Here is a 13,888-nt window from a genome sequence, read left to right on the forward strand (position 1 = left end):
CCTTGCGGGAGAGGGTGGCCCGCGAAGCGGGTCGGGTGAGGGGTTGATGGACGGAGACGCTGCTGGGGCGGTGACGCCGGGCGCCAAGCCGACGGGCCTATCGACCCCTCATCCGTCGCCTGCGGCGACACCTTCTCCCGCAAGGGGAGAAGGGAGCTACCCCACATCCGCCAGCACCATGGCGAACGGCGTCAACGCCCCGTCGCGCTCGACATAGCCGCTGACCAGCTTGCGGTCGGGCGCGAGGACGCCGAGGTCGATCTCCTCGCTGGGGAACACCACGATGCGGCGGTCGCCGATGCAGACGACCAGCTCGTAGCCGTCGAACGACCGGCGCGACATCGCCTTGATGTACGAATAATACGGCTCGCGCCGCCAAGCGGCCGGCTTGCCGGGATCGACGACCACGCTCAGCCGCTTGCCGTCGCGGTCCGAGTACATCACGAAGCCGGCCTTGTCGGGCCGCCAGTCGTCGCCGAGCTTTTCCGAGGTCAGCCACAGGCAGTGGAAGCCTCGGCAGGCGGCGGGACGGTGTTCGTAGTTGCCGCAGCCGCCGCCTTTTCGGAAGTGCGAGCACCAGACGCCGTCGGCCTTGTCCAGGGCCTCGATCGCCAGCACCTTGCAGCACAGGCCGCAGGAGCCGCAGGCCTTGCCGGGGGCTGGGGCGGGCGGAAGTTCGAGCGTGGCTTGGCTCATCAGGCGGCGCCCCGCACCAGGCCAAGATCGATGTCGCGATCGGCGCGGATCTCGAAGGCGCGCTGGCCGACCAGCACGTTCAGGGTCAGGCCGTCGGCGGCGCCGCGGGCGGCCCAGGCGCGCAGGGTGGCGTGATAGGGCGCCTTGCGCCAGGCCTCGGGGCTGGCCGGATCGACCTCGACCACCATGCGACGGCCCTGGTCCTCGCGATGCAGGACAAACCGCGCGCGGTCGGGCCGCCAATCCTCGCCCAGGCCTTCGCTCTTGAGCCAGTAGCAGGCGAAGTCGGCGCAGGCCCGGGGGCGCTCGGCATAGATGGCGCAGCCCGCGCCTTTACGGAAATGACCGCACCAGGCGTGCGGCGGCTTGGCCAGCGCCTCCACGCCCATCAGCTTGCAGCACATGCCGCAGTCGCCGCAGCTCTTCTCGCCCATGTCCCGCCCCGTCGGGTTCGATCGTCAGGAGGCGGACATTAGCGAGGGTATGTGACGGTTTGACGGGGGGCGCTCTCCCGTTGGGGGAGAGGGTAGCCGCCGAAGGCGGTCGGGTGAGGGGTCGAAGGACGAGGCCGCCGCGACGGTGGTTGATGCCGGAACGCCAAGCTGACAGGTCTATCAACCCCTCATCCGGCCCTTCGGGCCACCTTCTCCCGCAAGGGGAGAAGGAAAGTTACTCCACCCCCGTGGCGCTCCAAACGCCCAGCTCGTTGCCCGACGGATCGGTGAAGTGGAACCGACGGCCGCCCGGGAAGCTGAAGATCGGGGCGGTGATCACCCCGCCGGCCTTCGTCACCTTGTCCAGCATGGCTTCCAGGTCGTGGGCGTAGAGGATGACCAGCGGCCGGTCGGTGGCGCCCTCCTGCGGCTTGGTGAAGCCGCCGTCGGCGCCCTGGCCCTCGAAGGCGGCATAGTCGGGACCGTAGTCGACGAAGCTCCAGCCGAAGGCGGCCGAATAGAAGCTCTTGGTGGCCGGCAGGTCGCCGCCGGGCCATTCGATATAGTCGATCTTGCCGTCTTCACGCATGACGCTCTCCGATACGGATGTTCTCGATGTGTTCTAATTCGGCGCTAGGGCAGAGTCCAGACGCAGGTGCGCTTGACGGCGAAATCCTCCAGCTCGCGGGTGGTCGGCACCTGGTACTCGGCCAGCTTATCGAGGCCGTCCTTGGGGAAGTAGGTGCGGCCGGGATCGCCGATCAGCACGCGGGCGCCCGCCGCCCGGCCTTGGCCCAGCCAGGCCATCACCGCCTCGGCCATGGGTTTCTCGTAGCAGATGTCGCCGGCCAGCAGGACGTCGATCATTGGGGGCGGAGCATCGAGCAAGTTGACCTCGGTGAAGCCGACCACGACGCCGTTGGCCTCGGCGTTCAGGCCGACCGCGGCCTCGCAGAAGACGTCGATGTCGGCGGCCAGCACGCTCGCCGCGCCGGCCTTCATCGCGGCGATGGCGACCAGGCCCGAGCCGGTGGCGAAGTCGATCACTCGTTTGCCGGCGACGATCTGCGGATGGTCGAGGATGTAGCGGGCCAGGGCCTGGCCGCCCGCCCACGCGAAGGCCCAGAACGGCGGCGGCAAGCCGATCTCCTGCAGCGCCTCCTCGGTCAGCGTCCAGATCGGGGTGATCTCGTCGGCCAGGTGCAGCGACAGCTCCGGCGTGTGCGGCGGTGGTTGCAGGCGGGTGTTGTCGCGGATGAAGGCCCGGCGGCCTTCGAGGGTCTGGACGATCATGCGGGCGCTTAGAGCACGCAGATGAGTCTAGGGGCGAGCACTATTGCCTATGTTGTTTTTTGCCATCGGAAACTCGCAAATCGGAGCGAGCATAATCTCTAACTTCGCGGCTCGCCTGCTGCACAACGCCGTATCCCGCGTCTAGATGCTCGAACCAGCTTTCTTGACGCTCGTAAAATTTCTTATTCATAGCATCGATAATTTCATTCAACTTAGAGCTTAATAGCCATGTTTCCGCAGCCAGTCGACGTCTCATGACGCGCTCTGCTTCGTTGCTTGCTGCAGACAATTGTTTTGACCGTTCGTCGGAGAGTTCTTTCCCTCTAGACTCGGCTTCCATATTTTGGCTGTACCATTCAAGCATATCGTGAAGTGCTTCAAGGATGGCCGTATAGGCTGCCGCTTTGCGCTCCCATATCCGTTCTTTGTAGAAGCGGTTGAGCGTAAAACGGGCCGCTAAAATTGCCGCCAGCCAAGCGCCAAGTGCGGCAATCAAGAGTTGAGTTGCTAGTTGGGCCAGCTGAAAAGCTGTCATCTGACCTCGACACTTTCAACGATGGGCCGCGAGGACGCCGCCCGCAGCACCGCGACATAGCCCGGCGCGGTCAGCATGCCGCCGGTCAGGCCCTTTTGCGCCAGCAGCCGGTGGGCCAGCGGCAGGTTCCAGCACGGCGTGTGCATGAACAGGTGGTGCTCGGCGTGGAAGTTGACGTGGTAGGGCGCGATCAGGGCGCGCTCAAGCCAGTTGGCGCGGGTAGTGCGGGCGTGGCGGAACGGATCGGGCTCGTCCTTGGCGACCAAGGCGTGTTCGGCGATGTTGCGCAGGCGAGTGACCAGCGGGAACCAGGTCGCCATCGGCACGATCCACAGCGCCAGCCACGCCCACCAAAGGCCCATGGCCGACAGCACGACCAGGATGCCGAGGTTCCACAGCAGGAACGGCTTCTGCCGGGCGACCTCGCCGGCGAAGATGGCGCCTTTGGGTTGGTCTTCCCGCATCTTGCCCAGCAGCGGCCCGAAGCGCTGCTTGAAGAAGGTCTGGCCGGTCAGGTCGCGGATGATCTTGCGGCGTAGCGAGGCGCGGGTGGTCGGAAACGGCGCCGACAGGATCAGGTCCGGGTCCTCGGCCTGCTGGGCGAACTTGTGGTGGGTCAGGTGATAGGGCCGGTACTTGGCCAGCGAGGCGCCGGTCGGGGCGGCGCACAGCCACTCGCCCAGCCAGTCGTTGAGCTTGAGGTTCGGGTGCAGGCCGCCGTGCGCGGCCTCGTGCATCAGGATGGCCAGGCCCAGCTGCCGCGCGCCGATCAGCATCACGGCCAGGACATAGGTCAGCGGGTTGGGGAACAGCACGAACAGCGCCCCGGCGAAGAGGATCACCGCCCAGGCGTGGGCGACCAGGACGATCCCGCGCCAGGACGAGCGCGCGGAAATCCGCGTCCATTCGTCGGGCGTGAACAGGTCCTGGGGTTTGACGCGCGCTGCGACGGCCATGGAACGATCATCGCACATTCAGCTTAGGGCTGACAGGATGACCCGACGTCACGTTTCCCGGAGTTGCCGATGCGCCGCCTGATCCCCGTTCTCGTTCTGGCCGCCACGTGCATGGCCGCGGCCTTGCCGGCGACCGCCGCCAGCTTCGACTGCCGCAAGGCGCGCACGCCCGACGAGAAGGCGATCTGCGCCGAGCGGTCGTTGAACGACAAGGATGTGCGCATGGACGTGCTGTACGGGATCAACCGTCATACCTTGGCCATGGGCGGGCGCGGCGCGCTGATCGACCGGCAACAGGAGTGGTTGCGCAATCGACGCGCTTGCGGGGCCAGCAAGGCCTGCCTGAACCCCGCCTACGACCAGCGCCTGGGCGAGCTGGAGAACGGCATGCAGCGGATCTACCAGCAGGGTCCGTTCTAGGCCCAAAAAAGCTGTCATCCCGGACGAAGCGAAGCGGAGATCCGGGACCGCAACAGGCTCGGAGCTTCCGGCGGTCCCGGCTCGGCGCGCTACGCGCTTGGCCGGGATGACAGTTCTCATGGTTAGAACCGCACGCCCGGCTTCCAAAGCCCCGCCACCAGGCCCGCCACAACCAGCAGCCCCGCCACGGCGTTGGACTTGAACAGCTTCAGCGCCGCCGGACCGTCGTCGACGCGGACGGCGGCGGCTTGGCGCGACAGGTGCAGGGCGAACAGGGCCGCCAGCGGCAGGAACAGCGGTCCGACATTGCCGACCCAGCCGGCCAGCATCACGAACACGAACGAGGCCAGGTAGAAGCCGGCCACCCCGATTTGGACGTGGTCGCCCAGCCGCCGGGTCGACGACTTGATCCCGGCCAGGGCGTCGTCCTCGATATCCTGGATCGCGTAGATCGTGTCGTAGCCCAGGGTCCAGAAGATCCCCGACGCGTAGAGCAGGGCGGCGGACCACGACAGATGGCCGACGGCGGCGGCGTAGCCCAGCAGGGCGCCCCAGTTGAAGGTCAGGCCAAGCCAGGCCTGCGGCCACCAGGTGATGCGCTTCATGAACGGATAGGCCGCGACCAGGCCCAGCGACAGCACGCCCAGCCCGATCGCCACCCAGCCTAGGCACAGCAGGATCAGGAAGCTGACCAGGCTGCAGCCGACCAGGAACAGCCAGGCCTGCTTGACCGTGATCTGTCCGGCTGGGATCGGGCGCATGGCGGTGCGGGCGACCTGGGCGTCGAAGTCGCGGTCGACGATGTCGTTGAAGGCGCAGCCGGCCGCCCGCATCAGGGCCGCGCCGACGAACACGGCCAGCAGCAGCAGCGGATTGGGCCAGCGGCCCTGCTCGGCGGCGGCCAGGGCGATCCCCTGCCAGCCCGGCAGCATCAGCAGCCAGATCCCTGCCGGCCGGTCGAACCGTCCCAGCTTCAGCCAGGGCCGCAGGCGCTCGGGCGCGTGGCGGTCGACCCAGTTGGTGGCGACGGCGTCGGGCAGGATGGTGGTGAACGTCATGGGCGAGGCTTAACCCGCAATCGCGGGCGTGGAAAAGGCCGTGTTCGCGCCCCGCTCTCCTGTCCATAGGAAAATCCAATCGCGCCGAGAGGGACGATCAATTGGATTTATCGGGGCGCGCCGGCGAAGGTCGCCTCAACAGATCAGCCGCAGGAGCCCGCCATGACCACCGCCGCCATTCGCCTGTCCGGCTGGAGCCTGCTGCTGGCCGGGGTCGGGGCCGGGATCGTTCTGCCGCATCCGGTGACCACCGCCTTCTGGACCGCTTCGGCCAGGCTGTTCGCCCGCGTCGGCGACCACGGCATGGTGGCGCGCCTGACCGCGGCGACCAAGTTTGGCCCCAAGGTCCGGCGCGGTCTGGACCGCCGGCCCGCCCGGCGGGTCGGCGGGGTGGCCGAGGCGTTCTGAGGCTTCCGGCCGCCGCGACGGCGCGGTAGCGTTCGCCCCATGAGCCTAGAGCCCCGTCGCAAGCCGCGTCGCCCCCTGACCCGCGCCGAGCGCTGGGCGCTGGACGGAATTGGCGGGGCGCTGCTGGCCACGGGCGCCGTGGGGGCCTTCGTGCCGGGCATGCCGACGACGGTGTTCTGGATCGGCGCGGTGCTGTGCTTCCTGAAGACCCGCCCGCACGCCGTCCGCCCGATGCTGCGCGTGCCGGTGGTCGGGCCGGCGATCCGCTGGTTCCTGCGCTGGCGGCCGTTCGGCGGCGGGCGGCGCAAGCGCAAGAAGAACCCTCTCCCCTAGGGAGAGGATGGACCCGCCGCGAAGCGGTGGGAGGTGAGGGGTTTTGCCGCCGGCCATATAACCCCCCACCCCTACCCCTCTCCCTCTGGGAGAGGGATCAAAAACATCCTATCTCCCCGGCCATGACCGACGCTTTCGAGGACGAGGACGAGATCGGCGCCCGCAAGCGCGCGCTGTCCAACCGCCAGGTGCTGGGCTTCGTGGCCCGGTTCTGGAAGCGGCGGCCGGTGCTGTTCGGTTTCGGCGTCGGCCTGACCCTGGTGGCGATCGCCTTCGACCTGGCCTTGCCCTACGCCTCGGGCCACCTGGTCGACATCGTCACCAGCAAGCCGCGCGGCGACGCCGGCGCCTGGTCGGCCCTGGCGATGTTCATCGGCGTCTATTTCGCCTTCGCGGTGGTGCGCAACATCGCCCATCGGTTCTGGATCCCGCTGGCGGCCCGGAACATGGAGGAGATGACCAACGAGGGCTTCGCCAAGGTCCAGGCCTTCTCGTCCGACTGGCACGCCGACAGCTTCGCCGGCGCCACGGTGCGCAAGCTGACCCGGGCCATGTGGGGCTATGACAGCGTCACCGACGCGGTGACCATCTGGCTGGGGCCGGGGATCATCGTGCTCTTGGGCCTGTCGATCGCCATGCTGCTGCGCCAGCCCCTGGCCGGCGGCGTCTCGCTGGCCGTGGTGATCGCCTATCTGTCGGTGAACCTGTGGGTCACCGAGCGTTACGTCCGGCCCAGCAACCTGCGCTCCAACGCCCTGGACTCCCAGATCGGCGGGGCCCTGGCCGACGCCGTGACCTCCAACCCGACGGTCAAGAGCTTCGGGGCCGAACAACGCGAGGCCGCGCGGCTGGCCGAGGTCACGGCCGCCTGGCGCGACGCGGTCATGGTCACCTGGACCCGCTTCACCGACGTCTGGCTGGGCCAGAACCTGCTGCTGGTGGTGCTGCAAGCGGGCCTGACCGGCTCGATGGTCTGGGGCTGGGCCCAGGGCACGGCCACGCCCGGCGACGTCGCCTTCGCCATCACCGCCTTCATGCTGATGAGCGGCTACCTGCGGAACCTGGGCGAGAACATTCGCATGCTGCAGAAGGGCATCGACGACACCGAGGATGTCGCCGCCTGGACACGGCTGCAGCCGCAGATCGCCGACGCCCCCGGCGCGCCCGACTTCCAGCCCGGCGCCGGCGCCATCGAGTTCCGCGACGTGACCTTCCGCTACAAGGCGGCCGGCGCGCCGCTGTACGACCGCTTCAGCCTGAAGATCGCCCCCGGCGAGCGGGTGGCGCTGGTCGGGCCGACGGGCTCGGGCAAGTCGACCTTCGTCAAGCTGGTCCAGCGCCTGCACGACCTGCAGGACGGGGAGATCATCATCGACGGCCAGGACGTCTCGAAGGTGACCCAAACCAGCTTGCGCCGCGCCATCGCGGTGGTGCCGCAGGATCCGGCCCTGTTCCACCGCTCGCTGCTGGAGAACATCGCCTACGCCAAGCCGGACGCCACCCGCGAGGAGGTCGAGGCGGCCGCGACCAAGGCCCGGGCCCACGACTTCATCCTGCGCCTGCCCAAGGGCTACGACACCCTGGTCGGCGAGCGGGGCGTCAAGCTGTCAGGCGGCGAGCGCCAGCGGGTGGCCATCGCCCGCGCCTTCCTGGCCGACGCGCCGATCCTGGTCCTGGACGAGGCGACCTCGTCACTGGACGTCGAGACCGAGGGCCTGGTCCAAGCCGCTGCCGAGGCGCTGATGGAGGGGCGGACCACGATCGTCATCGCCCACCGCCTGTCGACGGTGCGCGGCGCCGACCGGATTCTGGTCTTCCAGAAGGGCCGGGTGGTCGAGGAAGGCCGCCACGCCGAGCTGACGGCCAGAGGCGGGGTCTATGCCCGCCTCAACGCGATCAGCGCCGGGGTGGCGTAGGCCGGATGTCGGTGGGCAGCCACACGCCGGGGCTCTTGGGAATCGCGCCCGTGCAGCCGTCGCCGGTGGGCGACAGCACCAGGCGCTGATCGCCGACCAGCACGTCGCGGCGCGGTGTCGGCGCGTCCATCTTCACCGTTCCGGCCTTCAGCGCCGCGTCGATGTCGACGCTCGGACACGACGAGCTGGCCTGGGCGATCCGCCGCCAGCCGTGGTCGGTGGACTTGAAGATGTCGAAGCTGCCGCCGCTAGCCAGCAGCACCTCGTCGATTCCGTCGCCGTCGACGTCCAGCACCAGGGCCGAGCACTGCATGCCGGCGAAGGTGCAGGCCGAATCCGAGCCGTTGGCGGTCCAGTCCTGGGCGCGGAAGCTGGCCGGCAGGGTCTTGCCGGCGGGATAGACCGTCATGTCGCCGAAGTTCGGGCCGCGCTGGGCGGGGGCGTAGGTCTTCTCCTTCATCGCCGCCGCCTCGCGGGCGCGTTTGGCGACCTCGGCGTTGCGACCGGCCTTCAGCCTGTTCAGCGCGTCGCGGCCGTAGCGCCCGCTGTCGAAGCGCAGGAACTGGAAGTCGAACTTGGCGGCCGAGACCTTGCCGGTCTCCAGGCGTTTGACCTGGCTGTTCACCGACAGCCGCGCCGGGTCGGCGATCGGGGTGAACAGGCCGATCAGCAGCAGCACGGCGACCATGGCCATCGCCAGGTTGGTCGGTTCCAGCCCCTTCAGCCAGGCGCCGGGCCGCACGGCGGCGATCGCATAGCCCAGCGCATAGCCCGCCGCGACCAGCACGAAGGCGGCGGCGAACACCCGCTCGGGCGTCAGGCCGTACTGATCGATCCGCAGGTGAAGCGCGTAGCCGGCCAGCACCGCGATCGGGATCAGCAGCGCGCCGGCGATGCGGGCGGCCCAGCGCAGCACGACCGGGCCGGGCTCGGTCCCGTCCTGGTAGGCGGCGTTGATCAGCACGATCAGGTGGGCGGCGGCCGACAGCAGCAGGGCGGTGGCGGCCTTGGTCTTCCAGAGCGGGGCCAGGCCCGTGAACGGCAGGCTGGCCAGGAAGCCGGCCGCGATCAGGGTCATCAGCGGCAGCAGCCAGGCCAGCAGGGTCAGGGCCACGGTCCGCACGCCGCGGACCAGGCCAGCGCGGACGTCGGTCAGCTGCACGGCGGCGGCGAACATCACGCAGGTGGCGGGCATGGCGAAGGCGGCCTCGCCGATCAGCTTCTGGATCGCGTCGATGCCGATCAGCTTGAACAGCGCCCCGCCCAGGAACAGCAAGAGCCAGAACACGGCGGTGAAGGCCAGGGACAGGGCCAGCTGCACGCCGTGCATCCAGGCCAGGTCGAAATAGTCCGCATAGGGCGCGACCGGCTTGCGCGCCGCCTCGGCGGGCTGGATCAGGTGATGGGCGATGAACAGCAGGGCCGCCACGGCCGGAAACACTGGCGGCGACAGGGCTCCGGCCCCGATCCGGTCGGGCGCCGCGCCGGTCCAGGCCGCGTGGATCGCCAGGATCGCCGCCGCCACCGTAGCGATCAGGCTCCAGCCGATCAGCGGCGCGCGGCGCATGGCCGACAGCCCCGCCAGCGGAATCAGCGGGACCATCAGGGCGCAGACCAGCAGCGGCCCGAACAGCAGCGGCTGGGTGGCCGGCCAGGCCTTGGTGTCGTCGGCTCTGTGGAGGAGAAAGAGCAGAATCCCTTGGGCTAGGCCGATGGCCAGCCGCGTCACGGCGGTGGTTCGCACCGTCTTGGCGTCCATGGCGTCCATGTCCGGCGTCTCCCCTTTGCTTGGGGGCACAGCACCACGCCGGGGCGCGATTGGGAAGCTGGACGGTGGAAGAGTGTCGGCGCGAAAGAAGCGGTGAGGGGCTCGATTTCAACAATTCCGATGTCATCCCGGCCGCAGCGCGTAGCGCGGAGAGCCGGGACCGCCACAAGCGCCGCGCTTCCGGCGGTCCCGGATAGCCTCTTCGAGGCTTCCGGGATGACAGATTTTAGGCGTGTTACGCTCCGCGCTAGCGCGCTAGCGCGCCAGCCGCCCGTCCTCCAGCGCCGCCGGCTCGAACGAGAAGATGACGCTGGGGTCCGGCTTGGCCACGCCCTTGATCAGCTTCTTGTCGCCGGCCGCGTGCAGCAGCCAGCGGATGACGTTGAGCCGCGCGGCCTTCTTGTGGTCGGCGCGGACGCAGATCCACGGGGCGACGTCGCTGTGGGTGCGCATGAGCATCTCGTCGCGCGCCTTGGTGTAGTCGTCCCACCTGTCCTGGGCGACCTTGTCGAGGTCGCTGGTCTTGAACGCCTTCAGCGGGTCCTCGCGGCGGGCCTTCAGGCGCTCGGCCTGTTCCTCGCGGCCGATGTCCAGCCAGAACTTGACGTAGCGCAGGCCGTTCTCGACCAGCATCCGCTCGAAGGCCGGCACGTCGCGCAGGAACTGCTCCTGCTGCTCTGGCGTCGAGAAGTCCATCACCCGCTCGACCCCGGCCCGATTGTACCAGGAGCGGTTGAAGATCACCGCCTCGCCACAGGCCGGCAAGTAGTCGACATAGCGCTGGAAGTACCATTCGCCGCGCTCGCGCTCGGTCGGCTTGGGCAGGGCCACGACGGTGGTGGCGCGCTTGGACAAATGCTCGGTGACCCGGGCGATCGTGCCGTCCTTGCCGGCCGAATCGCGGCCTTCGAAGACCACCAGAATCTTCCAGCCGTCCTTGATCGCCTTCTTCTGCATCTCGATCAAAGCCAGCTGCAGCTGCCGGAGTTCGTTGTCGTAATCGTCGGACTTGCTCATGACGCGAGCCTACCCCCGGAAAGTCGAGTTGCGCTAGAAGGACGCCATGATCCGCCTTTTCGTTCCCAATGACCTCTCCGCCGGCGCCGGCGTCGCGCCCACCGTCGACCAGTCGCGCTACCTGACCTCGGTCATGCGCCTGACGGTCGGTGACGAGGTCCTGCTGTTCAACGGCCGCGACGGCGAGTGGCGCGCCAGCCTGGTCGAGGCCGGCAAGCGCGGCTGCCTGCTGAAGGCCGAGGAACTGACCCGACCCCTGGACCTTGGCCCGGACCTCGACCTGATCGTGGCCATGGTCAAGCGCGGCCGGATCGAAACCATCGTCGAAAAGGCCGCCGAGCTGGGCGCGCGCCGGGTGCGGCTAACGGTGACCCGACGAACGAATGTCGATTTCGTCAAGCTGGGCCGCCTGGACGCCATCGCCATGGAGGCCGCCGAGCAGACCGGCCGGCTGGACGTGCCGGAGGTCGCCGACCCCGAGAAGTTGGACAAGATCCTGGACGGCTGGGACCCGGCCCGGCGCCTGGTGTTCTGCGACGAAGGCGGCGACGCCAAGCCGGCCATCGAGGCGCTGGCGGGGACCGGCGCGCCGGCGGCGATCCTGATCGGCCCGGAGGGCGGTTTCGCGCCCGAGGAACGCGAGCGCCTTCGCGGTCTTTCCTTCGTCACGCCGGTGTCGCTGGGGCCCCGCATCCTGCGCGCCGACACCGCCGCGATCTGCGCCATGACGCTGTGGCAGGCGGCGGCGGGGGACTGGCGTTGAAAATATATGCTCAAGGTGGCCCCTTGAGGTTCGGAAAGAAAACGCCCAACTGGGCGTGACTGAGTTTCGCCGTCGGCGGAGAGAATGGGCCCTCTCCACCCTCAGCATCGCAACCCTGGGGAGGGACGGCTTGCATGGCCGATACCACTAGCGTCCAAGAGCGTCCGCTGACGCTCGCCGATCTGACCGACTATTTCGCCCAAGGGTCCAAGCCCAAGGAACGCTTCCGCGTGGGCGCCGAGCACGAGAAGTTCGGCTTCTATCTCGGCGCGCACACGCCCGTTCCGTATGAGGGCGACAAGGGCGTCCACGCCCTGCTGACCGGCCTGCAGCGCTTCGGCTGGAAGCCGGTCATGGAAGGCCCGACCATCATCGGCCTGGAACGGAACGGGGCCAATGTCAGCCTCGAGCCCGGCGGCCAGTTCGAGCTCAGCGGCGCGCCGCTGGCGACCATGCACGACATCTGCGACGAGACCGGCCAGCACCTGGACGAGGTCAAGACCGTCGCCGACGAGCTGGGCCTGGGCTTTTTGGGCCTTGGCTTCTCGCCGCTGTGGAAGCGCGAGGACGTCCCGGTCATGCCCAAGGGCCGCTACGTGATCATGCGGAACTATATGCCCAAGGTCGGCGGGCTGGGTCTCGACATGATGCTGCGCACCTGCACGGTGCAGGCCAATCTCGACTTCTCCAGCGAAGCCGACATGGTCGCCAAGTTCCGCATGAGCCTGGCCCTGCAGCCGATCGCCACGGCCCTGTTCGCCAATTCGCCGTTCACGGAAGGCAAGCCCAACGGCTTCCTGTCGGCCCGCGCCAATGTCTGGACCGACACCGACCCCAATCGCACGGGCCTGCTGTCGTTCGTGTTCGAGGATGGGTTCGACTTCGAGCGCTACGCCCGCTGGGCGCTGGACGTGCCGATGTACTTCGTCAAGCGCGGCGACAAATATATCGACGTGGCGGGGCGCAGCTTCCGCGACTTCATCGAGGGCAAGCTGCCCGAGCTGCCGGGCGAGATCGCCACGATGAAGGACTGGGCCGACCACACCACGACCGCCTTCCCCGAAGTGCGGCTGAAGACCTATCTGGAGATGCGCGGCGCCGACGCCGGCCCCTGGAGCCGTCTCTGCGCGCTGCCGGCGTTGTGGACGGGCGTGTTCTATGACGACGCGGCCCTGGCTGCGGCCTGGGACCTCTGCAAGGACTGGACGATCGAGGATCGCGAGGGCCTGCGCCGCGACGTGCCGAGGCTGGGCCTGAAGGCCAAGGTCGCCGGCCGCACAGCCCAGGACGTGGCCAAGGACTTCGTGGCCATCGCCCGCTCGGGCCTGAAGAATCGCGCTCAGCTGAACGGCGGCTTCCTGGACGAGACCATCTATCTGGGCGAGCTGGAGCAGATCGCCGACAGCGGGATCACCCCGGCCGAACGCCTGCTCTCGCTGTACGAGGGCGAATGGAAAGGCGACATCAGCCGGGTCTTCACCGACTGCGCCTACTGACGGGCCGGGGCGGTCCTTAAAGGATCGCCCGCACGCCCGCGATGATCCCGACCCACAGCATCGCGGTCGCGGCCAGGGCGAAGAGTCGGCCCCAAGCCACGCGGCGCTGGGGCAGGGTGGTGGTCGTCGCGTGAACAGCGGACGTCCGATGGTACGAGACGTAGGCCATGGTTTCCTCCGCGCCCCTCTGATGGGAGCTAGACCGTATGGTCACGCTCCCAGCGGTTAACGCGGGCTTAAGCCCGGCGAGACCCTACAGCGACCCAATGCCGCGGTAGGGCTGGTCGACATCGCGCTCGACTCGGTCCGGATCGGGCATGTCGACATTGGCCGGCCAGCGCTCGGCCTGGCTGGCGCCGGAACCACTGTCGGTGTGACGCACCACCTCGTCGACGCTCAGCGCTTCGGTCTGGGCCGCCGTCAGGTCGCCGAGCTGGAATTCGACATGTTCCGGATAGAAGGCCACCCGGTTGCCGATCTGGCCCACGGCCGGGAACGGGTCCTCGTAGGACCAGACGGCGTTCTCGATGACCTGAGCGTCGCGATAGATCGTGAAGTAGGAGGCGTCGCCCTTGTAGGGGCAGTGGGTGACCTTGTCGGTCCGCCGCAGGAACACCATCCGCACGTCGTCGCGCGGAAAGTAGAACACGGGCGGATAGTTCGCCTCCTGCAGCACCAGCACGTCGTCGCTGTCGGCGATCTCGTGGCCCTCGAACAGGACCCGCACGGCGTTGGGCGCGCGGGTGATGGTGATGGGGTGGCTCTCGTCGGGGATCTTCATGGGCGGGCTCCGGC

The 13,888-nt window shown here is 68.4% G+C and carries 17 protein-coding genes; 6 read left to right on the forward strand and 11 right to left on the reverse strand.

Annotation, left to right across the window (positions count from 1 at the left end; translation table 11 throughout):
- Positions 1-156 precede the first annotated feature (156 nt).
- The 6 genes from AC1DSO_RS08115 to AC1DSO_RS08140 all read right to left on the reverse strand — a co-directional run bounded on the left by AC1DSO_RS08115 (position 157) and on the right by AC1DSO_RS08140 (position 3,914).
- A complete protein-coding gene (locus AC1DSO_RS08115) occupies positions 157-696 on the reverse strand; it encodes a YkgJ family cysteine cluster protein (RefSeq protein WP_477068355.1) in 540 nt (179 codons plus the stop codon).
- Positions 696-1,130, reverse strand: a complete 435-nt coding sequence (locus AC1DSO_RS08120) for a YkgJ family cysteine cluster protein (RefSeq protein WP_477068356.1) — start codon at positions 1,128-1,130, stop codon at positions 696-698. Before AC1DSO_RS08120 ends, AC1DSO_RS08115 begins: the two co-directional genes overlap by 1 nt.
- Before the next feature lie 235 nt (positions 1,131-1,365).
- Positions 1,366-1,719: a VOC family protein gene (locus tag AC1DSO_RS08125; protein WP_056055047.1), complete on the reverse strand. Its 354-nt coding sequence runs from the start codon at positions 1,717-1,719 to the stop codon at positions 1,366-1,368.
- A 44-nt stretch (positions 1,720-1,763) separates the two neighbouring features.
- Complete coding sequence (locus tag AC1DSO_RS08130) at positions 1,764-2,423, reverse strand: class I SAM-dependent methyltransferase (RefSeq protein ID WP_477068357.1); 660 nt, start codon at positions 2,421-2,423, stop codon at positions 1,764-1,766.
- A 40-nt stretch (positions 2,424-2,463) separates the two neighbouring features.
- A complete protein-coding gene (locus AC1DSO_RS08135; protein WP_477068358.1) occupies positions 2,464-2,958 on the reverse strand; it encodes a hypothetical protein in 495 nt (164 codons plus the stop codon).
- On the reverse strand, positions 2,955-3,914 hold the full coding sequence (locus AC1DSO_RS08140; protein ID WP_477068359.1) for a fatty acid desaturase family protein: 960 nt from the start codon (positions 3,912-3,914) through the stop codon (positions 2,955-2,957). Before AC1DSO_RS08140 ends, AC1DSO_RS08135 begins: the two co-directional genes overlap by 4 nt.
- A gap of 69 nt (positions 3,915-3,983) precedes the next feature.
- Here AC1DSO_RS08140 and AC1DSO_RS08145 point away from each other — a divergent pair, with 69 nt between their 5' ends.
- Complete coding sequence (locus AC1DSO_RS08145; protein ID WP_477068360.1) at positions 3,984-4,334, forward strand: lysozyme inhibitor LprI family protein; 351 nt, start codon at positions 3,984-3,986, stop codon at positions 4,332-4,334.
- A gap of 122 nt (positions 4,335-4,456) precedes the next feature.
- Here the strand turns inward: AC1DSO_RS08145 and ubiA are convergent, their stop codons facing one another.
- Complete coding sequence (ubiA, locus tag AC1DSO_RS08150) at positions 4,457-5,392, reverse strand: 4-hydroxybenzoate octaprenyltransferase (RefSeq protein ID WP_477068361.1); 936 nt, start codon at positions 5,390-5,392, stop codon at positions 4,457-4,459.
- A gap of 162 nt (positions 5,393-5,554) precedes the next feature.
- On the opposite strand from ubiA, the gene AC1DSO_RS08155 reads away from it, so the two are divergent.
- The 3 genes from AC1DSO_RS08155 (at position 5,555) to AC1DSO_RS08165 (ending at position 8,049) form a co-directional block, all read left to right on the forward strand.
- Complete coding sequence (locus AC1DSO_RS08155; protein ID WP_477068362.1) at positions 5,555-5,800, forward strand: hypothetical protein; 246 nt, start codon at positions 5,555-5,557, stop codon at positions 5,798-5,800.
- A gap of 39 nt (positions 5,801-5,839) precedes the next feature.
- Positions 5,840-6,133 carry a DUF454 family protein gene (locus AC1DSO_RS08160; RefSeq protein ID WP_477068363.1) on the forward strand — a complete coding sequence of 98 codons (294 nt, stop codon included), beginning with the start codon at positions 5,840-5,842 and terminating at the stop codon, positions 6,131-6,133.
- Positions 6,134-6,255: 122 nt separating this feature from the next.
- The gene (locus AC1DSO_RS08165; RefSeq protein ID WP_477068364.1) at positions 6,256-8,049 is read left to right on the forward strand and encodes an ABC transporter ATP-binding protein; all 1,794 of its coding nucleotides are present in this window, start codon (positions 6,256-6,258) and stop codon (positions 8,047-8,049) included.
- On the opposite strand, the gene AC1DSO_RS08170 is transcribed toward AC1DSO_RS08165, so the two are convergent.
- Both AC1DSO_RS08170 and ppk2 read right to left on the reverse strand, forming a co-directional pair.
- Positions 8,030-9,817, reverse strand: coding sequence for a DUF4153 domain-containing protein (locus AC1DSO_RS08170; protein WP_477068365.1), 1,788 nt, complete (start codon positions 9,815-9,817; stop codon positions 8,030-8,032). The genes AC1DSO_RS08165 and AC1DSO_RS08170 overlap by 20 nt on opposite strands.
- A gap of 255 nt (positions 9,818-10,072) precedes the next feature.
- The gene (ppk2, locus tag AC1DSO_RS08175; protein WP_477068366.1) at positions 10,073-10,834 is read right to left on the reverse strand and encodes a polyphosphate kinase 2; all 762 of its coding nucleotides are present in this window, start codon (positions 10,832-10,834) and stop codon (positions 10,073-10,075) included.
- A gap of 46 nt (positions 10,835-10,880) precedes the next feature.
- Here ppk2 and AC1DSO_RS08180 point away from each other — a divergent pair, with 46 nt between their 5' ends.
- Positions 10,881-11,597, forward strand: coding sequence for a 16S rRNA (uracil(1498)-N(3))-methyltransferase (locus AC1DSO_RS08180; protein WP_477068367.1), 717 nt, complete (start codon positions 10,881-10,883; stop codon positions 11,595-11,597).
- Between the two features lie 134 nt (positions 11,598-11,731).
- Entirely contained in the window at positions 11,732-13,093 is a 1,362-nt protein-coding gene (locus tag AC1DSO_RS08185; RefSeq protein ID WP_477068368.1) for a glutamate--cysteine ligase, read from the forward strand.
- A gap of 16 nt (positions 13,094-13,109) precedes the next feature.
- Here the strand turns inward: AC1DSO_RS08185 and AC1DSO_RS08190 are convergent, their stop codons facing one another.
- Both AC1DSO_RS08190 and AC1DSO_RS08195 read right to left on the reverse strand, forming a co-directional pair.
- Positions 13,110-13,262 carry a hypothetical protein gene (locus AC1DSO_RS08190; RefSeq protein WP_477068369.1) on the reverse strand — a complete coding sequence of 51 codons (153 nt, stop codon included), beginning with the start codon at positions 13,260-13,262 and terminating at the stop codon, positions 13,110-13,112.
- Positions 13,263-13,346: 84 nt separating this feature from the next.
- Positions 13,347-13,874 (reverse strand): DUF427 domain-containing protein, encoded by a 528-nt coding sequence (locus AC1DSO_RS08195; RefSeq protein ID WP_477068370.1) that lies wholly within the window; start codon positions 13,872-13,874, stop codon positions 13,347-13,349.
- Positions 13,875-13,888 lie beyond the last annotated feature (14 nt).

Source organism: Caulobacter sp. P4_E5, assembly GCF_056401555.1.